The sequence below is a fragment of the Pseudomonas sp. JV449 genome (genome assembly GCF_032424295.1).
Taxonomy (GTDB): Bacteria; Pseudomonadota; Gammaproteobacteria; order Pseudomonadales; family Pseudomonadaceae; genus Aquipseudomonas; species Aquipseudomonas marginalis.
Map to the genome: position 1 here is coordinate 151,427 of NZ_VYKD01000004.1, position 26,067 is coordinate 177,493.

The following is a 26,067-nucleotide window of genomic DNA, read 5'->3' on the forward strand; positions in this document are numbered from 1 at the left end:
TGCCCCCGATGGCGCTTTTAAGCCTTGCGCATCCGCAAGCACCGCCACAAAGCCGCAACCATCAACCCGCTTACCAATGCCCAACCCCATGCCTGCTGGTTCAGCAGACCTTCACGGTAAAGCTGTGGCGCGATGCCGGCCCCGATGATAAAGGTCAGCAAGGCAATCTCCCGGCGTGGCCCGGTCACCGGACGAACCAGGTACACCAACGCCGGCAGCAGCAGCGCCGCACTCGGGAAGCTGCGGTAGCGTGGGTCAAACACCAGTGCCAGCATCATCACGGCGCCCGCGAACCCGGCGATTGCCACCAGCCAGCCGGCACGGTGTTCCAGCCAGTTGAACAGGCGTTCGCGCCAGCCTTCACGGGCACTCAAGGCCAGTGCAGCGTGGGCCAGCACCAGCACGTTCAGCGCCACGAGCAAACCGGCCCATGCCCATTCATCGTTGAAGCGCGCAGTCACGCGGGTCAGTTCAGCCCAGGTGCCGATGGAACAGGCCGCCACTGCACCCAGCAGCGGCAGGGCCATCGCGGCACGAGTGCTGCGAACGCGGCCACCGAGCACCAGCGTGCCCAGCAGGATAATCCCGCCCACCCCGAGCCACAGCGGCCAGTACGGCACGTTGGTCACCGGTCCGGCGAGGACGCCCTTGTCCTGGCGGTCGGCATCGAACAGGCCCCAGTAGCCGCCCACGGCACCTTCACTGGCGCGCTTCCACGGCTGGTCAAACGCTTCGATCAGGTTGTAGTGCCAGCCATTGGCTTCGGCCATGGCCACGAAACCGCGCATGAACCTGGCTTCATTGACCCGGCTTGGCACTGCGGTTTCGCGCTGGCGACCTTCGCTGGGCCAGCCGGTCTCGCCGATCAATATGTCCTTGGGCGCGAATTTGTTGCCAAAGGTCTGGCGTACATCGCCCACATGCTTGAGGGCCTGGTCGATGCCGGAGGGGTCATCTTCCCAGTAGGGCAGCAGGTGGATGGTCAGGAAGTCCACCGCCGGAGCGATTTCCGGGTGCTGCAGCCAAAACTCCCAGACGTCGGCGTAGGTGACCGGCTGCTTGATCTGGCTTTTGACTTTATGGATCAGCGTCACCAGCTGTTTGGCGGTGACTTCCTTGCGCAGCAGCGCTTCGTTGCCGACGATCACCGAGGTGACCACATCGGGGTTGGCGTTAGCCGAGGCGATCAGTTGGTCGACTTCTTTTTCGGTCGCGACCGGGTCGCTGCTGACCCAGGCGCCCGCCATCACCTTTAACCCATGCTTGCGCGCCAAGTCCGGCAAGGCTTCCAGGCCGGTCATGGAGTAGGTGCGGATGCATTCGAAGCGGGTGGCCAGCAGGGCCAGGTCGGCGTCCATGCGCGCGGGGCGCAGTGTGAACGGTTGGTCGAAGGGCGATTGGTCCTTGTCGAACGGTGTGTACGACGCGCATTGCAGCTTGTGACTGGCACTGGCCACATCTGGCAGCACCACCGGCCGGCCGAGGCCATACCAGTAGCCGACAAGGGCCAGCAGGCCGAGGATCAAAGCGAAGCAATAGGGCAGGGCAGGGAAGCGGGCAGTGGCGGGCATGGTCGGCTTATCTGGGGGAGCAAAGGCGCGCATCTTACCCGGATTTGCGCTATCCCAGTGGGGCTGCATAATTTTGACATGCAAAGTTCAGGCGGGATCGTGGGGTTAAGTCCTACAAAAAGTCCTACTGGCGATGTGATGTCGTTTCTTGCTTGCATGAGGTCGCTGACAGAGCAGGTCGAAGGCTGTGGCAGGTTGATGATCGACGTGTCAGCACTCCACTGATGTCGCAGCAGCCGGATCGATGCGCGTGAAGGGGGCGCGGCGCACCACATAACAACAGGTTGACGTCGCTCGACATCCGTCGGGCGCAGCACTTTCGGGGAAGTACGATGAAGATGCGACGACTCTTGGGCGCAGCTGCCACTCTGGTAGTTGCGATGAGCTCCACACTGGCCAGCGCCGACAGCAAAACCCTGAGCATCGGTTATGTAGATGGTTGGTCCGACAGCGTTGCCACCACGCATGTGGCGGCAGAGGTGATCAGGGAAAAGCTCGGTTATGACGTCAAACTGCAAGCGGTCGCCACCGGGATCATGTGGCAGGGCGTGGCCACCGGCAAGCTCGATGCCATGCTCTCCGCCTGGCTGCCGGTAACCCATGGCGAGTATTGGACCAAGAACAAGGACAAGGTGGTCGACTACGGCCCCAACTTCAAGGATGCGAAGATCGGCTTGATCGTGCCGGAGTACGTCAAGGCCAAGTCCATCGAAGACCTCAAGACCGACACCACCTTCAAGAACAAGATCGTCGGCATCGACGCCGGTTCAGGCGTGATGCTCAAGACCGACGAAGCCATCAAGCAGTACGGCCTCGACTACAAACTGCAAGCCAGTTCGGGTGCGGCGATGATCGCCGAGCTGACCCGTGCCGAAGACAAACAGGAATCCATTGCGGTCACCGGCTGGGTGCCACACTGGATGTTCGCCAAGTGGAAACTGCGTTTCCTGGATGATCCAAAAGGGATTTATGGTGCTGCTGAAACCGTCAACAGCATCGGCAGCAAGGGCCTGGAGAAGAAAGCGCCGGAAGTCGCGGCGTTCCTGAAGAAATTCCAGTGGGCCTCCAAGGATGAGATCGGCGAAGTCATGCTCGCTATCCAGGAAGGCGCCAAGCCTGATGCAGCGGCCAAGGACTGGGTGGCCAAGCACCCTGAGCGCGTAGCCGAGTGGACCGGTAAATAACCCCCCAATGCCTTGATACAACCCCTGTGGGAGGGGGCTTGCTCGCGATTGCGGTGTGTCAGTCGTCAATGATCTGACTGGTTCACCGCTATCGAGAGCAAGCCCCCTCCCACATTATTTTCGTCACCCGCAAATGTTTCTGCGCCCTCTCAATCCCTCGCTACACTCCGTCTAATACTAAGGTCGTCTGGAACCTGTTCCGTAGCCGCATACAGTGGATACGTACCAATAATAAAAAAGCTGTGCTGCGAGGATAAAAACAATGAACGACAGCATTTACCTCTCGATTCAAAACAGCCCGCGTTTCAAGGAGCTGGTAAGAAAAAGGGAAAGGTTCGCCTGGATTCTCTCGGCGATCATGCTAGGGCTGTACTCCGGCTTCATCCTGTTGATCGCCTACGGGCCACAAATACTGGGGGCCAAACTCAGCCCCGGCTCATCCATCACCTGGGGCATCCCCATCGGTGTCGGGCTGATTGTCTCGGCCTTTGTCCTCACCGGCATCTATGTGCGACGCGCCAACGGCGAATTCGACGACCTGAACAATGCGATTCTCAAGGAGGCTGCGCAATGATCCGTCGTCTATTGGCTGTATTCGGCGCTTCGGTCTTTGCACCCGCTGTTTGGGCGGCGGATGCATTGACCGGTGAAGTGCACAAACAACCGCTGAATATCGCAGCGATCCTGATGTTCGTGGCCTTTGTCGGCGCGACGTTGTGCATCACCTACTGGGCGTCCAAGCGCAACAAGTCGGCGGCCGACTACTATGCGGCCGGCGGCAAGATCACCGGTTTCCAGAACGGCCTGGCGATTGCCGGCGACTACATGTCGGCCGCGTCCTTCCTGGGTATTTCCGCACTGGTGTTCACCTCCGGCTACGACGGCCTGATCTACTCGATCGGCTTCCTGGTGGGCTGGCCGATCATTCTGTTCCTGATCGCCGAGCGCCTGCGTAACCTGGGCAAGTACACCTTTGCCGACGTGGCGTCCTATCGCCTCGGGCAAACCCAGATCCGCAGCCTGTCGGCCTGTGGTTCCCTGGTCGTGGTGGCGTTCTACCTGATCGCGCAAATGGTGGGGGCGGGCAAGCTGATCCAGCTACTGTTCGGCCTCGACTACCACGTGGCGGTCATCCTGGTCGGGATCCTGATGTGCCTGTACGTGCTGTTCGGCGGCATGCTGGCGACCACTTGGGTGCAGATCATCAAGGCGGTGCTGTTGCTGTCCGGTGCCTCGTTCATGGCGCTGATGGTGATGAAGCACGTCAACTTCGACTTCAACATGCTGTTCTCCGAGGCGATCAAGGTTCACCCTAAAGGTGAAGCGATCATGAGCCCCGGCGGCCTGGTGAAAGACCCGATCTCCGCGTTCTCCCTGGGCCTGGCACTGATGTTCGGTACCGCCGGCCTGCCGCACATCCTGATGCGCTTCTTCACTGTAAGTGACGCCAAGGAAGCGCGTAAGAGCGTGCTGTATGCCACTGGCTTCATCGGCTACTTCTATATCCTGACCTTTATCATCGGCTTCGGCGCGATCCTGCTGGTCAGCACCAACCCGGCGTTCAAGGATGCTGCAGGCGCCTTGCTGGGCGGTAACAACATGGCGGCGGTGCACCTGGCCAACGCGGTGGGCGGCAGCATCTTCCTGGGCTTCATCTCGGCTGTGGCCTTCGCCACCATCCTGGCAGTGGTTGCCGGCTTGACCCTGGCCGGTGCTTCGGCGGTGTCCCATGACCTGTACGCCAGCGTGATCAAGAAAGGCAAGGCCAACGAAAAGGATGAGATTCGCGTATCGAAGATCACCACTATCGCCCTGGCAGTGCTGGCGATTGGCCTGGGCATCCTGTTCGAAAGCCAGAACATCGCGTTCATGGTCGGCCTGGCGTTCTCGATTGCCGCCAGCTGTAACTTCCCGGTACTGCTGCTTTCCATGTACTGGAAAAACCTCACCACCCGTGGCGCGATGATTGGCGGCTGGCTGGGCCTGATCAGTGCCGTTGGCCTGATGATCCTGGGTCCGACCATCTGGGTCTCGATCCTGCATCATGAAAAAGCCATCTTCCCGTACGAATACCCGGCGCTGTTCTCGATGATCATTGCGTTCATCGGTATCTGGTTCTTCTCCATCACCGACAAGTCGGCGGCGGCAGAGAAAGAGCGTGCGCTGTACTTCCCGCAGTTTGTGCGTTCGCAGACTGGCCTGGGGGCGAGTGGGGCGGTTAATCACTAAGGTTGTAGCTGGATAAAGAAATGCCCCGGTCGAAAGGCTGGGGTATTTTTTTGCCTGGGGTTTATGGGGGGCTGCTACTGGCCTCATCGGGGGCAAGCCCCCGATGGTGGTAGATCAGTCGACACAAATAAAAACGGCCTCCACTGAGGGAGGCCGTTTTCGGTGCTGCTGAAAGGTGCTTACTTGCGATCTTCCAGCTTGGTAATGTCACGCGACTCGTAGCCGGTGTACAGCTGGCGCGGGCGGCCAATCTTGTACGGGCTGGAGAGCATTTCTTTCCAGTGGGAGATCCAGCCCACGGTCCGTGCCAGGGCGAAGATCACGGTGAACATGCTGGTTGGAATGCCGATCGCCTTGAGGATGATCCCCGAGTAGAAGTCGACGTTCGGGTACAGCGAGCGTTCGATGAAGTACGGGTCGGTCAGGGCGATCTCTTCCAGGCGCATGGCCAGTTCGAGTTGCGGATCGTTGTTGATGCCCAGTTCCTTCAGCACTTCGTCGCAGGTCTGCTTCATGACGGTGGCGCGTGGGTCGCGGTTCTTGTAGACCCGGTGACCGAAGCCCATCAACTTGAACGGATCGTTCTTGTCCTTGGCCTTGGCAATGAACTTGTCGATGTTGGACACATCGCCGATTTCATCGAGCATGGTCAATACGGCTTCGTTCGCACCGCCGTGGGCAGGGCCCCACAGCGCGGCGATGCCGGCGGCGATACAGGCGAACGGGTTGGCACCCGAAGAGCCTGCCAGGCGCACGGTGGAGGTGGAGGCGTTTTGCTCGTGGTCGGCGTGGAGGATGAAGATCCGGTCCATTGCCTTGGCCAGCACCGGGCTGATCGGTTTGATCTCGCACGGGGTGTTGAACATCATGTGCAGGAAGTTTTCCGCGTACGTCAGGTCGTTGCGCGGGTACATCATGGGTTGGCCCATGGAGTACTTGTAAACCATTGCGGCCAGGGTCGGCATCTTGGCAACCAGGCGGATCGCGGAAATTTCGCGATGCTGCGGGTTATTGATGTCGAGGGAGTCGTGATAGAAGGCCGACAGGGCGCCGACCACGCCGCACATGACGGCCATCGGGTGGGCGTCGCGACGGAAGCCGTTGAAGAAGGTCTTCAACTGCTCGTGAACCATGGTGTGGTTCTTCACGGTGCTGACGAACTGGGCTTTTTGCTCGGCTGTTGGCAATTCGCCATTTAGCAGCAGGTAGCAGGTTTCCAGGTAGTCCGATTTTTCCGCCAGTTGCTCGATCGGGTAGCCCCGGTGCAGCAGGATGCCATTGTCGCCGTCGATATAGGTGATCTTCGACTCGCAAGAGGCGGTCGACATGAAGCCTGGGTCGAAAGTGAAACGGCCCGTGGCCGTCAGGCCCCGTACGTCGATAACATCGGGACCAACGGTGCCGGTTAAAATGGGCAGCTCGACGGGGGCTGCGCCCTCGATGATCAACTGCGCTTTTTTGTCAGCCATGTGGCCTCCTATTTATGCTTCAAATCATCAGACAGACCCCCCACGCAGGGCCCGCACCACTATAGTGAGATAAATTCAGATGTCAATTTGCCTAAAGTCTTGCCCCAGAAGGCTTTAACCGTACTTTTTCCTCGAAATTGCCCGCCATTTACGCCTTTTATCCCGCCAGCGCAATCCGCTATTAGGGTGAGGTGCGCGCGTTGTCATTAGTAACCTAACTGTCTATACTCGGCCACCGACCGCCAAGGGCTTTTGGGCTTGCTTTCATTGGGGGTCGCACTCCCTGGGTGGTGCTTACCTGACCAGTCGCACTCCCCAACAACTTTGCCCTGATTGTTAGGGGCTCTTCAGTGTGAAAAAAAGCCGTGAATAGCCAACGACCTGTAAACCTAGACCTAAGGACCATCAAACTCCCCATCACCGGCGTTACGTCGTTCCTGCACCGTGTTTCCGGCATCATCCTGTTCCTGGGCTTGGGCATCATGCTTTATGCATTGAGCAAATCCCTGGGTTCCGAGGAAGGATACGCCGAGGTGAAGGCATGCTTGACCAGCCCGCTGGCCAAGTTCGTAGCATGGGGCCTCCTGTCCGCTCTGCTGTATCACCTGGTAGCCGGTGTGCGCCACTTGATCATGGACATGGGCATCGGTGAGACGCTGGAAGGCGGCCGCCTGGGCTCGAAAATCATCATCGCCATTTCCGTGGTGCTGATCGTTCTGGCAGGAGTTTGGATATGGTAACCAGCGTTACGAACCTATCGCGTTCGGGCCTCTATGACTGGATGGCGCAGCGTGTGTCTGCGGTCGTTCTCGCGGCTTATTTCATTTTCCTGATCGGATACCTCGTCGCAAACCCGGGCATCGGCTACGAGCAATGGCACGGGCTGTTTTCCCACAATGCGATGCGAATCTTCAGCCTGCTGGCCCTTGTAGCCCTGGGCGCTCACGCCTGGGTCGGCATGTGGACCATCGCGACCGACTACCTGACGCCGATGGCGCTGGGCAAGTCCGCGACCGCAGTCCGTTTCCTCTTCCAGGCAGTATGCGGCGTCGCGATGTTCGCTTACTTCGTCTGGGGTGTGCAGATTCTTTGGGGTATCTGATTCATGGCTAACATTCCAACTATTTCCTTCGACGCCATCATCATTGGTGGCGGCGGTGCCGGCATGCGCGCAGCGCTGCAGCTGGCCCAGGGCGGTCACAAGACTGCCGTGATCACCAAGGTATTCCCGACGCGCTCCCACACCGTGTCGGCCCAGGGTGGCATCACCTGCGCCATCGCGTCCGCCGACCCGAACGATGACTGGCGCTGGCACATGTACGATACCGTCAAGGGTTCCGACTACATCGGTGACCAGGACGCTATCGAATACATGTGTCAGGAAGGCCCGGCCGCGGTGTTCGAGCTGGACCACATGGGCCTGCCGTTCTCCCGTACCGAACAAGGTCGTATCTACCAGCGTCCATTCGGCGGCCAGTCGAAGGACTACGGTAAAGGCGGCCAGGCTGCCCGTACCTGCGCTGCGTCCGACCGTACCGGTCACGCGCTGCTGCACACCCTTTATCAGGGCAACCTGAAAGCCGGCACCACGTTCCTGAACGAATACTACGCAGTGGATCTGGTGAAGAACGCCGACGGTGCATTCGTTGGCGTGATCGCCATCTGCATCGAAACCGGTGAAACCACCTACATCCGCGCCAAGGCTACCGTTCTGGCGACCGGCGGTGCAGGTCGTATCTACGCTTCCACCACCAATGCCCTGATCAACACCGGTGACGGCGTCGGCATGGCACTGCGTGCCGGCGTGCCGGTGCAGGACATCGAAATGTGGCAGTTCCACCCGACCGGCATCGCCGGCGCCGGTGTACTGGTCACCGAAGGTTGCCGTGGTGAAGGTGGTTACCTGATCAACAAGCACGGCGAGCGTTTCATGGAGCGTTATGCTCCGAACGCGAAAGACCTGGCGGGTCGTGACGTCGTTGCCCGTTCGATGGTCAAGGAAATCATCGCCGGTAACGGCTGTGGCCCGAATGGCGACCACGTACTGCTGAAGCTCGATCACCTGGGTGAAGAAGTGCTGCACAGCCGCCTGCCGGGTATCTGTGAGCTGTCCAAGACCTTTGCCCACGTTGACCCGGTTGTTGCTCCGGTTCCGGTTGTCCCAACCTGCCACTACATGATGGGCGGTGTTCCGACCAACATTCATGGCCAGGCGATCACCCAGAACGCCGAAGGCGTGGACGAGATCATCCACGGTCTGTTCGCGGTAGGCGAAGTGGCCTGCGTATCGGTACACGGTGCCAACCGTCTGGGCGGCAACTCGCTGCTCGACCTGGTGGTATTCGGCCGCGCGGCTGGCCTGCACCTGGAAAAAGCCCTGACCGACGGCATCGAATACGATGACGCCACCGACGCCAACATCGAGGCCGCCCTGTCGCGCCTGAACGCTCTGAACGAGCGCACTGATGGCGAAGACGTGGCAACCCTGCGTCGCGAGCTGCAAAGCTGCATGCAGAACTACTTCGGTGTATTCCGTACCGGCGAATACATGCAGAAGGGTATTGCCCAGCTGGCCGATCTGCGCAAGCGCATCGCCAACGTCAAGATCAACGATAAGAGCCAGGCGTTCAACACCGCTCGTATCGAAGCCCTTGAACTGCAAAACCTGCTGGAAGTGGCTGAAGCGACTGCGATCGCCGCCGAGGTTCGTAAGGAATCCCGTGGTGCCCACGCTCGTGAAGACTTTGAAGATCGCGATGACGAAAACTGGTTGTGCCACACCCTGTACTTCCCGGGTGACAAGCGCGTAACCAAGCGTGCCGTGAACTTCTCGCCGAAGACGGTTCCGACGTTTGAACCGAAGATTCGGACTTACTAAGGGTGGCTGCCATGTTGAAAGTCAGTGTTTATCGCTACAACCCTGATCAGGACGCTGCGCCGTTCATGCAGGAGTTCCAGGTCGATACCGGTGGTAAAGACCTGATGGTGCTGGATGTATTGGCACTGATCAAAGAGCAGGACGAGGGTTTCTCCTATCGTCGCTCTTGCCGTGAAGGTGTTTGCGGTTCCGACGGCATGAACATCAACGGCAAAAACGGCCTGGCGTGCATCACGCCGCTGTCCGCTGTTGTCAAAGGCAACAAGCTGATCGTTCGTCCTCTGCCAGGTTTGCCGGTTATCCGTGACCTGGTCGTCGATATGAGCATCTTCTACAAGCAATACGAGAAAGTTAAGCCGTTCCTGCAGAACGACACGCCGGCTCCGGCCATCGAGCGTCTGCAGTCCCCAGAAGAGCGTGAAAAGCTCGACGGTCTGTACGAGTGCATCCTGTGCGCCTGCTGCTCGACCTCGTGCCCGTCCTTCTGGTGGAACCCGGACAAGTTCCTGGGTCCAGCTGCCCTGCTGCAAGCGTATCGCTTCCTGGCAGACAGCCGTGACACCAAGACGTCCGAGCGCCTGGCTTCGCTGGATGACCCGTTCAGCGTATTCCGCTGCCGCGGGATCATGAACTGCGTCAACGTATGTCCCAAAGGCCTGAACCCGACTAAGGCCATTGGTCACATCCGTAACATGCTGCTGCAAAGCGGCGTGTAACTGACGTTGTAACAAGGCAGGACCGTTGTGCCCGTAAATGCTACGGCGCAGGCTTCAACCGGCGCCGTAGTTTTAACTTGAGCAGCGACTTACAAAGCCGCGGCTCTTATTTTGAAGAAATGAGACAAGCAGGGGCATTCGGGTTGGTACCCGAACTATCAGCGTGATCCTAAGTGGCTTGTTTTGGTCGCTGCACTTGGCCTTTTGCAAGCAAACTCGGTGTTTTCGCCGGTGGTGTCCCCAAATCGAGGGTGACCAAGCATGCAAGAAAGCGTGATGCAGCGCATGTGGAACAGCGGCTATCTTTCAGGTGGTAACGCTGCCTATGTGGAAGAGCTTTATGAGCTCTACCTGCACGACCCTAACGCTGTGCCAGAAGAATGGCGCACCAAATTTCAGACGTTGTCTTCAGACGGCAACGCTGCCACCGATGTATCGCACGCAACAATTCGCGATCAGTTCGTGCTGCTGGCAAAGAACCAGCGCCGCGCCCAGCCGGTTTCCGCCGGCAGCGTGAGCAGTGAGCACGAGAAGAAGCAAGTTGAAGTACTGCGACTGATCCAGGCCTACCGGATGCGTGGCCACCAGGCGGCCCAGCTTGACCCGCTGGGGCTCTGGCAGCGTCCTGCACCTGCAGACCTGTCGATCAATCATTACGGCTTGACCAATGCCGATCTTGATACGACCTTCCGTGCCGGCGACCTGTTCATCGGCAAAGAGGAAGCGAGCCTACGCGAAATTCACGAAGCGTTGCAGCAGACATATTGCCGCACCATCGGCGCCGAGTTCACGCACATCACCGATTCCGAGCAACGCCACTGGTTCCAGCATCGCCTGGAAGGCGTGCGTGGCCGTCCGGTATTGTCCGCCGACGTGCGCAGCCACCTGCTTGAGCGCGTGACCGCAGCCGAGGGCCTGGAAAAATACCTGGGTACCAAATACCCGGGCACCAAGCGTTTCGGCCTGGAAGGCGGCGAGAGCCTGATTCCGATGCTCGACGAGCTGATCCAGCGTTCCGGTTCCTACGGCACCAAGGAAATCGTGATCGGCATGGCCCACCGTGGTCGCCTGAACGTGTTGGTCAACACCTTCGGCAAGAACCCGCGTGAGCTGTTCGACGAGTTCGAAGGCAAGAAGAAGGTCGAGCTGGGTTCCGGTGACGTTAAATACCACCAGGGCTTCTCGTCCAACGTGATGACCACCGGCGGTGAAGTTCACCTGGCCATGGCGTTCAACCCATCCCACCTGGAAATCGTTTCTCCAGTGGTCGAGGGTTCGGTCCGTGCTCGCCAGGATCGTCGTAACGACACTACCGGTGAAAAGGTCCTGCCGATTTCCATCCACGGTGACGCGGCATTCGCCGGTCAAGGCGTGGTCCTGGAAACGTTCCAGATGTCGCAGACCCGCGGCTTCAAGACCGGCGGTACCGTTCACATCGTCATCAACAACCAGGTTGGCTTCACCATCAGCAACCCGTTGGATGCGCGTTCCACCGAGTACGCCACCGACGTTGCCAAGATGATCCAGGCGCCGATCCTCCATGTGAATGGCGATGATCCGGAAGCCGTGCTGTTCGTGACCCAACTGGCTGTCGACTACCGCATGCAGTTCAAGCGTGACGTGGTGATCGACCTGGTTTGCTACCGCCGTCGCGGTCACAACGAAGCCGACGAGCCAAGCGGCACCCAGCCGTTGATGTACCAGCAGATCACCAAGCAGCGCACCACCCGTGAGCTGTATGCCGAAAGCCTGACCAAGGCCGGTATCGTTGACGATGAACGGGTTCAGGCGAAGATCGATGAATACCGCAACGCGCTGGACAATGGTCTGCATGTCGTAAAAAGCCTGGTCAAGGAGCCGAACAAAGAGCTGTTCGTTGACTGGCGTCCGTACCTGGGTCACACCTGGACGGCGCGTCACGACACCTCGTTCGATCTGAAGACCCTGCAGGAACTGTCCGCCAAGCTGCTGGAAATCCCGGATGGCTTCGTGGTGCAGCGCCAGGTTGCGAAGATCTACGAAGACCGTCAGAAGATGCAAGCCGGCGGCCTGCCGATCAACTGGGGTTATGCCGAAACCATGGCGTACGCGACCCTGGCGTTCGAAGGTCACCCGATCCGCATGACCGGCCAGGACATCGGCCGTGGTACGTTCTCGCACCGTCACGCGGTACTGCACAACCAGAAAGACGCGGGCACCTACATCCCGTTGCAGAACCTGTACGAAGGCCAGCCGCGTTTCGACCTGTACGATTCGTTCCTGTCCGAAGAAGCCGTACTGGCGTTCGAATACGGTTACTCGACCACCACGCCGCAGGCGCTGGTGATCTGGGAAGCCCAGTTCGGCGACTTCGCCAACGGTGCCCAGGTGGTTATCGACCAGTTCATCACCAGCGGCGAGCACAAGTGGGGCCGTCTGTGCGGTCTGACCATGCTGCTGCCACACGGTTATGAAGGTCAGGGGCCGGAGCACTCCTCGGCCCGTCTGGAGCGTTACCTGCAGCTGTGCGCCGAGCACAACATCCAGGTGTGCGTGCCGACCACCCCGGCGCAGATCTACCACTTGCTGCGTCGCCAGGTGATCCGCCCGCTGCGCAAGCCGCTGGTAGTGCTGACCCCGAAATCGCTGCTGCGTCACAAATTGGCCATCTCGACCCTGGAAGATCTGGCGGATGGTTCGTTCCAGACCGTGATTCCAGAGATCGATACGCTGGACGCGGCCAAGGTCACTCGCCTGATCCTGTGCAGCGGCAAGGTCTACTACGACCTGCTGGAAAAACGCCGTGCCGAAGGCCGCGAAGACATCGCCATCGTGCGTATCGAGCAGCTTTACCCGTTCCCGGAAGATGACCTCATGGAGATCATCGCGCCTTACACCAACCTCACCAATGTGGTGTGGTGTCAGGAAGAACCGATGAACCAGGGCGCTTGGTACAGCAGCCAGCATCACCTGCGCCGCAGCATCGGTAACCACAACAAGGCCCTGGGCCTGGAATACGCCGGCCGTGATGCTTCCGCTGCACCTGCGTGTGGTTATGCGTCGATGCACGCCGAGCAGCAGGAAAAACTGCTGCAAGATGCTTTCACTGTTTAACGCCTTCGCGCTGACTGAAACCGAATTTTAAGGACCCACAGATAATGGCTATCGAAATCAAAGCCCCGTCATTCCCGGAATCGGTTGCCGATGGCACCGTTGCCACCTGGCACAAGAAACCAGGTGAGGCCGTCAAGCGTGACGACCTGATCGTCGACATCGAGACCGACAAAGTCGTGCTGGAAGTGTTGGCCGAAGCTGACGGCGTGCTGGGCGCAATCGTTGCCGAAGAGGGCGCTACCGTTCTGTCGAACCAGGTACTCGGCTCGATCGAAGAGGGCAGCGCTGCCGCTGCTCCTGCTGCCGCTGCTGCACCGGCCGCTGCCTCGGCACCTGCTGCCGCTCCGGCTGCGGGTGGCGAAGATCCAATCGCTGCACCGGCTGCTCGCCAGTTGGCCGAAGAAAACGGCATCAACCTGGCTTCCATCAAAGGCACCGGCAAAGACGGCCGTGTGACCAAGGAAGATGTGGTCGCTGCTGTTGAAGCCAAGAAAAACGCTCCGGCTGCCGCGCCTGCCAAGGCTGCTGCCCCGGCTGCCGCTGCGCCTGTGTTCGCTGCCGGCGACCGCACCGAGAAGCGTGTACCGATGACCCGCGTGCGTGCCACCGTGGCCAAGCGCCTGGTTGAAGCACAGTCGAACATGGCGATGCTGACCACTTTCAACGAAGTCGACATGACCGAAGTCATGGCCCTGCGTTCGAAGTACAAGGATCTGTTCGAGAAGTCCCACAACGGCGTACGCCTGGGCTTCATGTCGTTCTTCGTGAAAGCGGCCACCGAAGCGCTGAAACGCTTCCCGGCAGTCAACGCTTCCATCGACGGCGGCGACATCGTTTACCACGGTTATGCAGACGTCGGCGTTGCCGTGTCCAGCGACCGTGGCCTGGTGGTTCCGGTCCTGCGTAACGCCGAACTGATGAGCCTGGCCGAAATCGAAGGCGGCATCGCCGGCTTCGGCAAGAAAGCCCGTGACGGCAAGCTGACCATCGACGAGATGACCGGTGGTACCTTCACCATCACCAACGGTGGTACCTTCGGTTCGATGATGTCGACGCCGATCGTTAACCCGCCACAAGCCGCGATCCTGGGCATGCACAACATCATCCAGCGTCCGATGGCCATCAACGGCCAAGTCGTGATCCGCCCAATGATGTACCTGGCGCTGTCTTACGATCACCGCCTGATCGATGGTAAAGAAGCCGTGACTTTCCTGGTGACCATCAAGAACCTGCTGGAAGACCCGGCTCGTCTGCTGCTGGATATCTGATAGAAGCAGCTGCAGGTCTCAAGTGACAGATTGCCGGATAAGGCAGTTGGGCTTGGGGCTTGCGGCTTGAAAGCTTGCTGCTAAATAGAGGAACTATTTTCATGTCGCAGAAATTTGACGTTGTAGTGATTGGTGCGGGTCCTGGCGGCTACGTCGCCGCCATCAAGGCCGCACAACTGGGCCTCTCGACTGCTTGCATTGAAAAATACACCGACAAGGAAGGCAAACTGGCACTGGGCGGTACTTGCCTGAACGTCGGTTGCATTCCTTCCAAGGCGCTGCTGGACAGCTCCTGGAAATTCCACGAAGCCCAGGACGGCTTCGCGATCCACGGCATCAACCATGCCGGCGTGACCATGGACGTGCCAGCAATGGTCGGCCGTAAAGCCAACATCGTTAAAGGCCTGACTTCCGGCGTTGCGACCTTGTTCAAGGCCAACGGCGTGACTTCCCTGCAAGGCCACGGCAAACTGCTGGCCGGCAAGAAAGTTGAAATCACCAAGCCGGACGGCTCGGTAGAAATCATCGAAGCCGAGAACGTGATCCTGGCCCCAGGTTCGCGTCCAATCGACATTCCACCGGCTCCGGTTGACCAGAACGTGATCGTTGATTCGACCGGCGCCCTGGAATTCCAGGCCGTGCCTAAGCGCCTGGGCGTGATCGGCGCTGGCGTCATCGGCCTGGAACTGGGTTCGGTCTGGTCCCGCCTGGGTTCCGAAGTGACCGTGCTGGAAGCCCTGGACACGTTCCTGCTGGCTGCCGACACCGCAGTGTCCAAGGAAGCGCTGAAAACCCTGACCAAACAAGGTCTGGACATCAAGCTGGGCGCTCGCGTGACCGGCTCTAAGGTCAATGGCGAAGAAGTCGTCGTGACCTACACCGACAAGGATGGCGAACAGACCATCACTTTCGACAAGCTGATCGTGGCCGTTGGTCGCCGTCCAGTGACCACCGACCTGCTGGCTTCCGACAGCGGCGTGAACATCGACGAGCGTGGCTTCATCCACGTTGACGATCACTGCGCTACCACCGTTCCGGGCGTCTACGCCATTGGCGACGTGGTTCGCGGCATGATGCTCGCGCACAAGGCTTCCGAAGAAGGCATCATGGTTGTCGAGCGCATCAAGGGTCACAAGACCCAGATGAACTACGACCTGATCCCATCGGTTATCTACACCCACCCGGAAATTGCATGGGTCGGCAAGAACGAACAGCAGTTGAAAGCTGAAGGCGTTGAAGTTAACGTCGGCACCTTCCCGTTCGCCGCTTCTGGCCGTGCCATGGCAGCCAACGACACCGGTGGTTTTGTCAAAGTCATCGCTGATGCCAAGACTGACCGCGTATTGGGCGTCCACGTGATTGGCCCAGGCGCAGCAGAACTGGTTCAGCAGGGCGCGATCGGTATGGAATTCGGCACCAGTGCCGAGGACATCGGCATGATGGTCTTCTCCCATCCGACCCTGTCCGAAGCGCTGCACGAAGCCGCGTTGGCAGTGAATGGCCATGCCATCCACATCGCCAACAAGAAGAAGCGCTAAGCGAGATAATAAGAAACCACGGCGGAGTTGCCCGTCGTGAGCCTTGCGCGCAAGACTCACCGCGGAATATCCGCTGGACGCAGTCTTGCGCAGCTTTACGGGCCTTGAGCCCCGCAAGTTGCGCAAGCAGCAGTCACAGGTGGCGCGGCACTCATAATGAGCGCAGCGCCGAATGCGCAGTACCTAACGAAGACGGTAAAAAGCATGAATCTTCACGAGTATCAGGGTAAGCAGCTGTTCGCTGAATACGGCCTGCCAGTTTCCAAGGGCTACGCAGTAGACACCCCGGAAGCAGCAGCAGAAGCTTGCGACAAAATCGGCGGCACCGAGTGGGTTGTCAAAGCCCAGGTCCACGCTGGTGGTCGCGGTAAAGCGGGCGGCGTTAAGCTGGTTCGCAGCAAAGAAGACGCCAAGGCCTTCGCACAGCAGTGGCTGGGCAAGCGTCTGGTGACTTACCAGACTGATGCCAATGGCCAGCCAGTCACCAAGATCCTGGTTGAATCGTGCACTGATATCGCTAAAGAGCTGTACCTGGGCGCTGTCGTTGACCGTTCGAGCCGTCGCATCGTGTTCATGGCTTCCACCGAAGGTGGCGTGGACATCGAGAAGATCGCTCACGAAACCCCAGAAAAAATTCTGAAAGCCACTATCGACCCACTGGTTGGCGCCCAGCCATTCCAGGGTCGCGAGCTGGCTTTCCAGCTGGGCCTGGAAGGCAAGCAAGTTGCCCAGTTCGCCAAGATCTTCGTAGGTCTGGCCAAACTGTTCCAGGATCACGATCTGGCCCTGCTGGAAGTGAACCCGCTGGTGATCAAGGCTGACGGCGATCTGCACTGCCTCGACGCCAAGATCAACATCGACGCCAACGCCATGTACCGTCAGCCTAAGCTGAAGACTTTCCACGATCCGTCGCAAGACGATCCGCGCGAAGCGCACGCTGCCAAGTTCGAACTGAACTACGTAGCCCTGGAAGGTAACATCGGTTGCATGGTCAACGGTGCCGGCCTGGCCATGGGTACCATGGACATCGTCAACCTGCATGGCGGCAAACCAGCCAACTTCCTCGACGTGGGCGGTGGTGCTACCAAGGAACGCGTAACCGAAGCCTTCAAGATCATCCTGTCCGACTCCAACGTCGCTGCAGTACTGGTCAACATCTTCGGCGGCATCGTTCGTTGCGACATGATTGCCGAAGGCATCATCGGCGCAGTGAAAGAAGTCGGCGTTAAAATCCCGGTTGTTGTTCGCCTTGAAGGCAACAACGCTGAACTGGGCGCTAAAGTACTGGCAGAAAGCGGTTTGAACATCATCGCGGCTACCAGCCTGACCGACGCTGCTCAACAAGTTGTCAAAGCTGCGGAGGGCAAATAATGAGCGTCCTGATCAATAAAGACACCAAAGTTATCTGCCAGGGTATTACCGGTTCGCAAGGTAGTTTCCACACCCAGCAAGCCATCGAATACGGCACCAAGATGGTTGGCGGCGTAACCCCGGGCAAAGGCGGCACCGAGCACCTGGGCCTGCCAGTGTTCAACACCGTGAAAGACGCTGTAGCTGCCACTGGCGCCACCGCCAGCGTGATCTACGTTCCAGCTCCTTTCTGCAAGGACTCGATCCTGGAAGCGGCATTCGGCGGCATCAAGCTGATCGTGTGCATCACCGAAGGCATTCCTACCCTGGACATGCTGGACGCTAAAGTTAAGTGCGACGAGCTGGGCGTAGTCCTGATCGGCCCTAACTGCCCAGGCGTGATCACTCCAGGCGAATGCAAGATCGGCATCATGCCAGGTCACATTCACTTGCCAGGTAAAGTCGGTATCGTTTCCCGTTCCGGCACCCTGACCTACGAAGCTGTGAAGCAAACTACTGACGCCGGTTTCGGTCAGTCGACTTGCGTCGGCATCGGCGGTGACCCGATCCCGGGCTCCAACTTCATCGATATCCTGAAGCTGTTCCAGGAAGACCCGAAGACCGAAGCGATCGTGATGATCGGTGAGATCGGCGGTTCGGCTGAAGAAGAAGCGGCTGCCTACATCAAGGCACACGTGACCAAGCCGGTTGTTTCCTACATCGCTGGTGTGACTGCCCCTGCGGGCAAGCGCATGGGCCATGCTGGCGCAATCATCTCTGGCGGCAAAGGCACTGCAGACGAGAAATTCGCTGCACTGCAAGACGCAGGCGTTAAAACCGTGCGTTCGCTGGCAGACATCGGCAAGGCCTTGGCCGAGCTGACCGGTTGGGCTGTCAAGTAAGCCTCGCGCTTAGCTGACGCTTTACCAACAAAGGCCACCTTCGGGTGGCCTTTGTGCATTCTGCAGATTGTTGACGATTCAAATGTGGGAGGGGGCTTGACCCGATTGCAGTGCATCAGCCAGCTGATGTGGGACTGACGCACCGCTATCGGGAGCAAGCCCCCTCCCACAATTTTGTTTGTATTGCCAAATTAAGTATGAAAACGCGACATCGAGATGTCGCTTATCGGACAGCACGCCCCGCAACAGTGCGTTTGTCAGGCTAATTCTGTACCCTAGCCGCCTCTTTATGCGTCCGCCTCCCAAAAGGAAGCTGCGCGCTAGATCGGTCGGTGCCCATAAGGGCCGGCAGCATTTCCCTCATCCATAGGGAATCCCTCTCTAAATTCCGATTCAGTAGTGTGGTATTTCCTCAAATGAAAGTGTTGAAAAGCCAGGACATCCTGGCGTTGGGCTTCATGACCTTCGCCCTGTTCGTGGGCGCCGGCAACATCATCTTCCCGCCTATCGTTGGTTTGCAGTCCGGGCCTCATGTCTGGATGGCGGCGCTGGGCTTCCTGATCACCGCCGTTGGCCTGCCGGTGGTCACCGTGATCGCCCTGGCCAAGGTCGGTGGCGGCATGGACGCGCTGAGCAGCCCGATCGGCAAGATCGCCGGTGGCCTGCTCGCGGCGGCGGCGTATCTGGCGGTAGGGCCGCTGTTCGCCACCCCGCGTACCGCGACCGTGTCGTTTGAAGTGGGCCTGGCGCCGCTGACCGGCGAAAGCCCGCTGGCACTGTTCCTCTACAGCTCGGTGTATTTCCTGGTGGTGTTCTTTGTCTCCCTGTACCCAGGCCGACTGCTGGACACCGTGGGTCGCTTCCTGGCGCCGCTGAAGATCATCGCCCTGGCCATCCTCGGCATTGCCGCGTTTGCCCTGCCGGCAGGTGAGGTGGGTGTCGCCACCCCGGAATACGTCGCCGCACCGTTTTCCCAGGGCTTTATCAATGGCTACCTGACCATGGATACCCTGGGGGCGCTGGTGTTTGGCATTGTGATCGTCAATGCGATCCGTTCCCGTGGTGTCGAATCGCCCAAGCTGATCACCCGCTACGCGATCATTGCCGGGTTGATTGCCGGCGTCGGTTTGGCGCTGGTGTATGTCAGCCTGTTCCGCCTCGGGTCGGGCAGCCATGAAGTCGCTGCCGGCGCTGCCAATGGCGCCGCAGTGCTGCACGCTTATGTTCAGCACACCTTCGGTTCCCTGGGCAGTGGGTTCCTGGCTGTATTGATCTCCCTGGCATGCCTGGTCACTGCCGTCGGCCTGACCTGCGCATGTGCCGAGTACTTCAGCAAAATCCTGCCGCTGTCCTACAAGACCCTGGTAGTGATCCTGGCGCTGTTCTCGCTGTTCGTGTCGAACCTGGGCCTGACCAAGCTGATTGCGTTCTCGATCCCGGTACTCACCGCGATCTACCCGCCGTGCATCGTGCTGGTGGCCTTGAGCTTCTGCAAAGACTTCTGGCAGGAACAGGGCCGTATCGTCGGGCCGGTGATGCTGGTGTCGTTCATCTTTGGTTGCATCGACGCGCTCAAGGGCGCAGGCCTGGCAGGCTGGATGCCTTCGCAGCTGGCGAACCTGCCGCTGAGCGAGCAAGGCCTGGCGTGGCTGGTGCCGTCGGTGATGACGCTGGTTGTGGCGGTCGTCATTGATCGCATGCTGGGTAAGCGCAGCGAAGCCATCGCATAACAAGCGGGTTTCATGCAGTACGGAAATGCCTCGTATCAATCGATACGGGGCATTTTTTTTGAGCGCAAGGCAGTGTCTTTTTCTTTGCGCTAACGTCGAACAGACGCAAAAAGTTTCTCAATCTTCTTTCTGCAAGGACCCGCATGTCGTTCGTCGAAGCCAATCAGATCCACCTGCTTGCCGCCCTCTGGTTCATCCTGTGCTGGGGCGGCTACACCCGTTATGCCACCTGGAAAGCCCGAGACACCGCGTGCCTGGCCAGCGTGCTGCATTTGTATCGCGAGGACTGGATGCGCCGCATGCTGCTGCGTGACAACCGCATCGCCGACGCCAGCGTAATCGGCAATCTGGAGCGTAATGCCTCATTCTTCGCCTCCAGCACCTTGATCATCCTCGCCGGCATTCTCACGGTGCTGGGGGCTTCCGAGCGGGCGGTGTCATTGCTGGCGGACATACCCATGGTGCAGCAGGCCTCCCAGGGCATGTCGGAGATCAAGCTGCTCTGCCTGGCGCTGGTCTTTGTCTATGCCTTCTTCACCTTCAGTTGGTGCATGCGCCAGTACAACTTTGCCGCGGTGCTGGTCGGGTCGGCACCGATGATCGGTGAACGGCATGTGTCGGAGCAGGAGCGCAAGGCGTTTGCCCTGCGTGCGGCGCGGGTGATCTCCATGGCCGCCAACCAGTTCAACTTTGGCCTGCGTTCTTATTACTTCGGCATGACCATGCTGGCGTGGTTCGTCAGCCCCTGGTTGTTCATGTTGATGAGTGCCGGGGTGGTGTTTGTGTTGTATCGCCGGGAGTTTCATTCCGACGTACTGCAAGTGATGGTGTATACGCAGACGGATACACCGATGCCTGAGCCCGCCAAAGAGGAGATTTAATGCGTGACGCGCTGAGTTAAAAACAACAGGCAAAGTAAAGCCCGCTATATAAGCGGGCTTTCTTTTTGCAGCGAAGCTATTTCATGCTGCGGTATCAGGAACCGGTGGCAGGAGTAGCTGGTGCTGCTTCTTTTGCGGCGGCTTCGTTCGATTCAGCCTGAGCTTTGGCAGCATCGGCGTTTTCTTTCGCAGCGTCGTTCACTTTATCCTGAGCTTTCGCCATGTCTTTTTGAGCTTGCTCAGAATGCGCTGCGGCATCTTGGGCTTTGTCTTCGGATTTCTTGTCGCAAGCAGCGAGACCGAGGGCAGCGGCCAACATCATGGAAATAGCTAAAGTCTTACGCATGGGGTGTTTCTCCTTAGTGAAGATATCTACTGGCCTTTCGAGCATGGCCGTTCAGCATTAGTTCCTTTTATTCCACAGATATATAAACAACGACCTCAAAGGAACTTTCGCCCGCACCGTCTATTTCGCCCATCAACACTAATAAGAGTCTGCAACGAATGACCGAAAATCCCTTGTTAGAGCGCGCGACGCGCTTTGTCTCGGCCTTGCGCCATTGTCAGGTGCTGGGTATCAGCGTTCATCATGCCAGCGAGGAGGGCATCACGTTGGCCATGCCTTACGCCCCGCAGTTGGTGGGTGATCCCCAGACCGGCGTGATCCACGGTGGCGCGTTGACATCCTTGATGGATACCGCCTGCGGCATGGCCACCCTGTGTGTCCTGCCGGAGTTCGAGGTGTGCCCGACCCTGGACCTGCGTGTCGACTATATGCATCCCGCCGAGCCGCATAAGCCGGTATATGGTTTCGCCCAATGCTACCGGGTGACCACCGACGTGATCTTCACCCGTGGTTTTGCCTACCAGGACGATCCGCAACAACCCATCGCCCATGTGGTGGGCACTTTCATGCGCATGGGCAAGCGTCTCAAGGGCACCCACGGGTTGGGGCGCGCGATCAAGGGAGAGCAGGCATGACCCATCGATTCAAGACCCGCCTGGAACAGGCTCATCAGCGCGGCAACTACGAGGCGCTGCTGGACCTGATTCCCTACGCCAAACTGATCGGTATCGAATGCACCCGGCTGGGGGATGAATTGCTGTTTCGCCTGCCGGCCCACAAGGACAATATTGGTAACCCCATATTGCCGGCGCTTCACGGCGGGGTGATTGCCGGCTTCATGGAACTGGCAGCGGCGTTGCACCTGCTGGTGTTTACCGGAGCGCCGGGCCTCCCGAAAATCATCGATTTCTCCCTCGATTACCTGCGCGCCGGCCAGTTTCGCGACACTTACGCCAAATGCCAGGTGTGGCGCCAGGGCCGACGGGTGGCGAATGTGGCGATCACCGCCTGGCAAACCACCGCCGCCGAGCCCATCGCCACCGCCCGTGCGCATTTCAAGATCGAGGACGTGGTCCGCCCTTGAAATCCTGCTCTTAGCCCCCAACTTTGATGACAACCCGCCGCCAACCCTTCAGGGCGCGGCCACTGCCATCCAATTGGAGTTTGATGACCATGAGTGTGGAAACTCAAAAGGAAACCCTGGGCTTCCAGACCGAGGTGAAGCAACTGCTGCACCTCATGATCCATTCGCTGTATTCCAACAAGGAAATCTTCCTTCGCGAATTGATCTCGAACGCCTCTGACGCTGTCGACAAATTACGTTTCGAAGCCCTGTCCAAGCCTGAACTGCTGGAAGGCGGCGCGGAACTGAAAATCCGTGTGAGCTTCGACAAAGACGCCAATACCGTCACCCTCGAAGACAACGGTATCGGCATGAGCCGTGAAGATGCGATCACCCACCTGGGGACCATCGCCAAATCCGGTACCGCCGACTTCATGAAAAACCTGTCCGGCGACCAGAAGAAAGATTCGCACCTGATCGGCCAGTTCGGTGTGGGCTTCTACTCGGCCTTCATCGTGGCCGACAAGGTTGAAGTGTTCAGCCGTCGTGCCGGCCTTGACGCCAGCGAAGGCGTGCACTGGGCTTCCAAGGGCGAGGGCGAATTTGAAATCGCCACCATCGACAAGGCTGACCGTGGTACCCGCATCGTCCTGCACCTCAAATCCGGTGAAGACGAGTTCGCCGACGGCTGGCGCCTGCGCAATATCATCAAGAAGTACTCCGACCATATTGCCTTGCCGATCGAGCTGCCGAAAGAACAAGCGGCTGCCGAAGGTGAAGAGAAGCCTGCCCAGGAATGGGAAACCGTCAACCGCGCCAGTGCCCTGTGGACCCGTCCGCGTACCGATATCAAGGACGAGGAATACCAGGAGTTCTACAAGCATATCGGCCACGACTACGAAAACCCGCTGAGCTGGAGCCATAACAAGGTCGAAGGCAAGCTGGAATACAGCTCGCTGCTCTACGTGCCGGCCCGTGCGCCGTTCGACCTGTACCAGCGTGAAGCGCCAAAAGGCCTGAAGCTCTACGTGCAGCGCGTGTTCGTGATGGACCAGGCGGAGTCGTTCCTGCCGCTGTACCTGCGCTTTATCAAGGGTGTGGTCGACTCCAATGACCTGTCGCTGAACGTGTCGCGGGAAATCCTGCAAAAAGACCCGATCATCGATTCCATGAAGTCGGCGCTGACCAAGCGCGTACTCGACATGCTGGAAAAACTGGCGAAGAACGAGCCAGAGCAATACAAGGGTTTCTGGAAAAACTTCGGCCAGGTCATGAAAGAAGGCCCGGCGGAAGATTTTGCCAACAAGGAAAAAATCGCCGGTCTGCTGCGCTTTGCTTCCACCCAGGGTGAAGAGGGCGAGCAGGTGGTGTCCCTGGCCGAGTACCTGGCACGTGCCAAGGAAGGCCAGGACAAGATTTACTACCTCACCGGCGAAACCTACGCACAGGTCAAGAACAGCCCGCACCTGGAAGTCTTCCGTAAGAAAGGCATCGAAGTGCTGCTGCTGACCGACCGTATCGATGAGTGGCTGATGAGCTACCTCAACGAGTTCGACGGCAAATCCTTTGTCGACGTGGCCCGTGGCGACCTGGACCTGGGTAACCTGGACTCCGAGGAAGAGAAGAAAGAAGCCGAGGAGGTCGCCAAGGCCAAAGAAGGCCTGGTTGAGCGGATCAAGGCGTCCCTGGGCGATGCCGTCAGCGAAGTGCGGGTTTCCCACCGTCTGACCGATTCCCCGGCGATCCTGGCCATCGGCGAGCAGGACCTGGGCATGCAGATGCGCCAGATCCTCGAAGCCAGCGGCCAGAAGGTCCCGGACTCCAAGCCGATCTTCGAATTCAACCCGGCTCACCCGTTGATCGAGAAACTCGACGGCGAGCAGAGCGAAGAGCGCTTTGGCGACCTGTCCCACATCCTTTTCGACCAGGCGGCCCTGGCCGCTGGCGACAGCCTCAAGGACCCGGCCGCCTACGTGCGCCGACTGAACAAGCTGTTGGTTGAACTGTCGGTTTGATACCGTTGTAGAAAAACCCGCTTCGGCGGGTTTTTTCGTTTGTAGGAGCGAGCTTGCTCGCGAAAAAACTGCGGGCGGCGCTGGGTGTCAGGTTGCCCGCGTGATCGTTGAGGTTCTTCGCGAGCAAGCTCGCACCTACAGCCTATTTCCGTTCTAGTGATCTTCAACTGGAGAAAATGATGAGCCAAGTCACTGTGCGTTCCGTGGTCTATCAGATTGATGGCCAGTCTTATGAAAGCCGCCTGGCGTTCGATGCCAGCCAAAAGAACCCGCTGCCCGGCCTGCTGATGGCGCCGAACTGGATGGGGGTGAGTGCGGGTGCCGAGGAGATCGCCAAGAGCGTTGCCGCCAAGGGCTACGTGGTGCTGATCGCCGACCTCTACGGGCAAACCGTGCGCCCGTCGAATGGCGATGAAGCCGGCGCCGCAATGATGCCGTTGAAGAATGATCGCCCGTTGCTGAACAAGCGCATGCAGGCTGCCCTTGAGCAGCTGCAGGGCCAGACCGAAGCGGCAGTGGACACCTCGAAGCTGGCCACCTTTGGTTTCTGCTTCGGCGGTTGCTGCTCCCTGGAGCTGGCACGTACCGGTGCGCCATTGAAGGCTGCCGTATCGTTCCACGGCACCCTCGACACGCCGAACCCGGCAGACGCGAAAAACATCAAGGGTCCAGTGCTGGTACTGCACGGTGCTTCCGACCCGTTGGTGCCGAAAGAGCAACTGCCGGCGTTCGAAGATGAAATGAACGCGGCCGGCGTGGATTGGCAATTGCTGAGCTACGGCGGTGCGGTGCATTCCTTCACTGACCCGGATACCAATGTGCCGGGCAAGATGATGTATGACGCCAAGACCGCTGCACGGGCGTTCCGGTCGATGCATAACTTGCTGGATGAAGTGTTCAAGGGCTGAATCTTCAGCGCCTGTTCCGGCGTCATCGGGGGCTTGCCCCCGATAGCTATCTCACCGGCAACTCAATTCTTTCAGTTTCACCCGGCACCGTCGGCCAATCCCCAGCGGCCCAGCGTTGCCTGGCCTGCTCGATCTTCAACGGATCGCTCGCGACAAAATTCCAATTGATCCGCCGTGGCCCATCCAGCGGTGCTCCGCCAAACACCACCAACTGGCAATCGCTCTCGGCGAACAGGGTCATTGCCTGCCCGGCCGGCAATACCACCAGGCTGTGCACCTCAAGCCGCTCACCCTCCAACTGGGCTTCACCCTCCAGCACATACACCGCGCGTTCCTCGTGCTCGTCAGGAATCAGCAGGGTCGTGGCCGTTTGCATGTGTACATCTGCATACAACGTAGGCGACAGCACCGGCACCGGTGATTTGAGGCAGAAGCCACTGCCGGCGATCAGGCGAATCCGCACGCCCAGGTTGTCACTCACCGGCAGGCTCGCTGCAGGGTGATGGCTGTAGTGTCCCGGCCCCGCTTCGTGGTCCTTGGGCGACGCCAGCCACACTTGCAGGCCATGCATGCTGAAACCGTGGGCCTTGAGTGCCTCGGGTGTGCGCTCGACATGGGCGATTGCACCGCCTGCAGTCATCCAGCTGACATCACCGGCCTCTACCACTTGATCCGACCCCAGGCTGTCCTTGTGCTGCAGTGCGCCTTCGAACAGATAGGTGAGGGTGGACAGGCCGATATGCGGGTGCTGGCGGATGTTCATGCCGCTGCCCGGTGCATAGCGGGTAGGCAGCATATGGTCGAAAAACACAAAGGGCCCGACGCTGCGACATTCCCGCGAGGGCAGCGGGCGCAGGATCGGCTGGCCTTCGACATCTTCGGGGCGTGGGCGGATCACGGTGAGGGTGGTCATGGTGCGTCCCAGT

Annotated in this window: 22 protein-coding genes; 18 read left to right on the forward strand and 4 right to left on the reverse strand. The window is 59.1% G+C overall.

Annotated features, from left to right (window positions below):
• Positions 1-17 precede the first annotated feature (17 nt).
• The gene (locus tag F6S08_RS04905; RefSeq protein ID WP_315871344.1) at positions 18-1,571 is read right to left on the reverse strand and encodes a glycosyl hydrolase family 17 protein; all 1,554 of its coding nucleotides are present in this window, start codon (positions 1,569-1,571) and stop codon (positions 18-20) included.
• Between the two features lie 332 nt (positions 1,572-1,903).
• Between F6S08_RS04905 and F6S08_RS04910 the strand changes: the two genes are divergently transcribed.
• The 3 genes from F6S08_RS04910 (at position 1,904) to F6S08_RS04920 (ending at position 4,984) form a co-directional block, all read left to right on the forward strand.
• Positions 1,904-2,755, forward strand: coding sequence for a glycine betaine ABC transporter substrate-binding protein (locus F6S08_RS04910; RefSeq protein WP_027607053.1), 852 nt, complete (start codon positions 1,904-1,906; stop codon positions 2,753-2,755).
• A gap of 262 nt (positions 2,756-3,017) precedes the next feature.
• Complete coding sequence (locus F6S08_RS04915; RefSeq protein ID WP_024074297.1) at positions 3,018-3,329, forward strand: DUF485 domain-containing protein; 312 nt, start codon at positions 3,018-3,020, stop codon at positions 3,327-3,329.
• Positions 3,326-4,984: a cation acetate symporter gene (locus F6S08_RS04920; RefSeq protein WP_057014104.1), complete on the forward strand. Its 1,659-nt coding sequence runs from the start codon at positions 3,326-3,328 to the stop codon at positions 4,982-4,984. Before F6S08_RS04915 ends, F6S08_RS04920 begins: the two co-directional genes overlap by 4 nt.
• A 179-nt stretch (positions 4,985-5,163) precedes the next feature.
• On the opposite strand, the gene gltA is transcribed toward F6S08_RS04920, so the two are convergent.
• Complete coding sequence (gene gltA / locus F6S08_RS04925) at positions 5,164-6,453, reverse strand: citrate synthase (RefSeq protein WP_003222994.1); 1,290 nt, start codon at positions 6,451-6,453, stop codon at positions 5,164-5,166.
• Positions 6,454-6,818: 365 nt separating this feature from the next.
• Here gltA and sdhC point away from each other — a divergent pair, with 365 nt between their 5' ends.
• The 11 genes from sdhC to F6S08_RS04980 all read left to right on the forward strand — a co-directional run bounded on the left by sdhC (position 6,819) and on the right by F6S08_RS04980 (position 20,809).
• The gene (gene sdhC, locus F6S08_RS04930; protein WP_003172804.1) at positions 6,819-7,193 is read left to right on the forward strand and encodes a succinate dehydrogenase, cytochrome b556 subunit; all 375 of its coding nucleotides are present in this window, start codon (positions 6,819-6,821) and stop codon (positions 7,191-7,193) included.
• Positions 7,187-7,555 (forward strand): succinate dehydrogenase, hydrophobic membrane anchor protein, encoded by a 369-nt coding sequence (sdhD, locus tag F6S08_RS04935; protein WP_003172805.1) that lies wholly within the window; start codon positions 7,187-7,189, stop codon positions 7,553-7,555. The genes sdhC and sdhD overlap by 7 nt, the downstream gene beginning before the upstream one ends.
• 3 nt (positions 7,556-7,558) lie before the next feature.
• Positions 7,559-9,331 carry a succinate dehydrogenase flavoprotein subunit gene (sdhA, locus tag F6S08_RS04940; RefSeq protein WP_065924487.1) on the forward strand — a complete coding sequence of 591 codons (1,773 nt, stop codon included), beginning with the start codon at positions 7,559-7,561 and terminating at the stop codon, positions 9,329-9,331.
• Between the two features lie 11 nt (positions 9,332-9,342).
• Positions 9,343-10,047 (forward strand): succinate dehydrogenase iron-sulfur subunit, encoded by a 705-nt coding sequence (locus F6S08_RS04945; protein ID WP_003172807.1) that lies wholly within the window; start codon positions 9,343-9,345, stop codon positions 10,045-10,047.
• Positions 10,048-10,308: 261 nt separating this feature from the next.
• Positions 10,309-13,140 (forward strand): 2-oxoglutarate dehydrogenase E1 component, encoded by a 2,832-nt coding sequence (locus F6S08_RS04950; protein WP_065924488.1) that lies wholly within the window; start codon positions 10,309-10,311, stop codon positions 13,138-13,140.
• A 44-nt stretch (positions 13,141-13,184) separates the two neighbouring features.
• Positions 13,185-14,408, forward strand: coding sequence for a 2-oxoglutarate dehydrogenase complex dihydrolipoyllysine-residue succinyltransferase (gene odhB / locus F6S08_RS04955; protein ID WP_065924489.1), 1,224 nt, complete (start codon positions 13,185-13,187; stop codon positions 14,406-14,408).
• 101 nt (positions 14,409-14,509) lie between these two features.
• The gene (lpdA, locus tag F6S08_RS04960) at positions 14,510-15,946 is read left to right on the forward strand and encodes a dihydrolipoyl dehydrogenase (RefSeq protein WP_065924490.1); all 1,437 of its coding nucleotides are present in this window, start codon (positions 14,510-14,512) and stop codon (positions 15,944-15,946) included.
• 204 nt (positions 15,947-16,150) lie between these two features.
• Positions 16,151-17,317 carry an ADP-forming succinate--CoA ligase subunit beta gene (gene sucC, locus F6S08_RS04965; protein WP_003233235.1) on the forward strand — a complete coding sequence of 389 codons (1,167 nt, stop codon included), beginning with the start codon at positions 16,151-16,153 and terminating at the stop codon, positions 17,315-17,317.
• Positions 17,317-18,198, forward strand: a complete 882-nt coding sequence (sucD, locus tag F6S08_RS04970) for a succinate--CoA ligase subunit alpha (protein WP_003172813.1) — start codon at positions 17,317-17,319, stop codon at positions 18,196-18,198. Before sucC ends, sucD begins: the two co-directional genes overlap by 1 nt.
• A gap of 416 nt (positions 18,199-18,614) precedes the next feature.
• Positions 18,615-19,928: a branched-chain amino acid transport system II carrier protein gene (gene brnQ, locus F6S08_RS04975; RefSeq protein WP_065924491.1), complete on the forward strand. Its 1,314-nt coding sequence runs from the start codon at positions 18,615-18,617 to the stop codon at positions 19,926-19,928.
• Positions 19,929-20,071: 143 nt separating this feature from the next.
• Complete coding sequence (locus F6S08_RS04980) at positions 20,072-20,809, forward strand: DUF599 domain-containing protein (RefSeq protein ID WP_027607062.1); 738 nt, start codon at positions 20,072-20,074, stop codon at positions 20,807-20,809.
• A gap of 94 nt (positions 20,810-20,903) precedes the next feature.
• Here the strand turns inward: F6S08_RS04980 and F6S08_RS04985 are convergent, their stop codons facing one another.
• Positions 20,904-21,155, reverse strand: coding sequence for a hypothetical protein (locus tag F6S08_RS04985; protein ID WP_010211724.1), 252 nt, complete (start codon positions 21,153-21,155; stop codon positions 20,904-20,906).
• A gap of 158 nt (positions 21,156-21,313) precedes the next feature.
• Here F6S08_RS04985 and F6S08_RS04990 point away from each other — a divergent pair, with 158 nt between their 5' ends.
• The 4 genes from F6S08_RS04990 (at position 21,314) to F6S08_RS05005 (ending at position 25,141) form a co-directional block, all read left to right on the forward strand.
• Positions 21,314-21,790 carry a PaaI family thioesterase gene (locus F6S08_RS04990; RefSeq protein ID WP_065924492.1) on the forward strand — a complete coding sequence of 159 codons (477 nt, stop codon included), beginning with the start codon at positions 21,314-21,316 and terminating at the stop codon, positions 21,788-21,790.
• Positions 21,787-22,239, forward strand: a complete 453-nt coding sequence (locus tag F6S08_RS04995) for a PaaI family thioesterase (protein ID WP_065924493.1) — start codon at positions 21,787-21,789, stop codon at positions 22,237-22,239. Before F6S08_RS04990 ends, F6S08_RS04995 begins: the two co-directional genes overlap by 4 nt.
• Positions 22,240-22,328: 89 nt before the next feature.
• Entirely contained in the window at positions 22,329-24,233 is a 1,905-nt protein-coding gene (gene htpG / locus F6S08_RS05000; RefSeq protein WP_315871345.1) for a molecular chaperone HtpG, read from the forward strand.
• 179 nt (positions 24,234-24,412) lie between these two features.
• Positions 24,413-25,141: a dienelactone hydrolase family protein gene (locus tag F6S08_RS05005; RefSeq protein WP_315871346.1), complete on the forward strand. Its 729-nt coding sequence runs from the start codon at positions 24,413-24,415 to the stop codon at positions 25,139-25,141.
• Between the two features lie 46 nt (positions 25,142-25,187).
• Here F6S08_RS05005 and F6S08_RS05010 read toward each other — a convergent pair whose 3' ends face one another.
• Complete coding sequence (locus F6S08_RS05010) at positions 25,188-26,054, reverse strand: pirin family protein (protein ID WP_065947273.1); 867 nt, start codon at positions 26,052-26,054, stop codon at positions 25,188-25,190.
• Positions 26,055-26,067 lie beyond the last annotated feature (13 nt).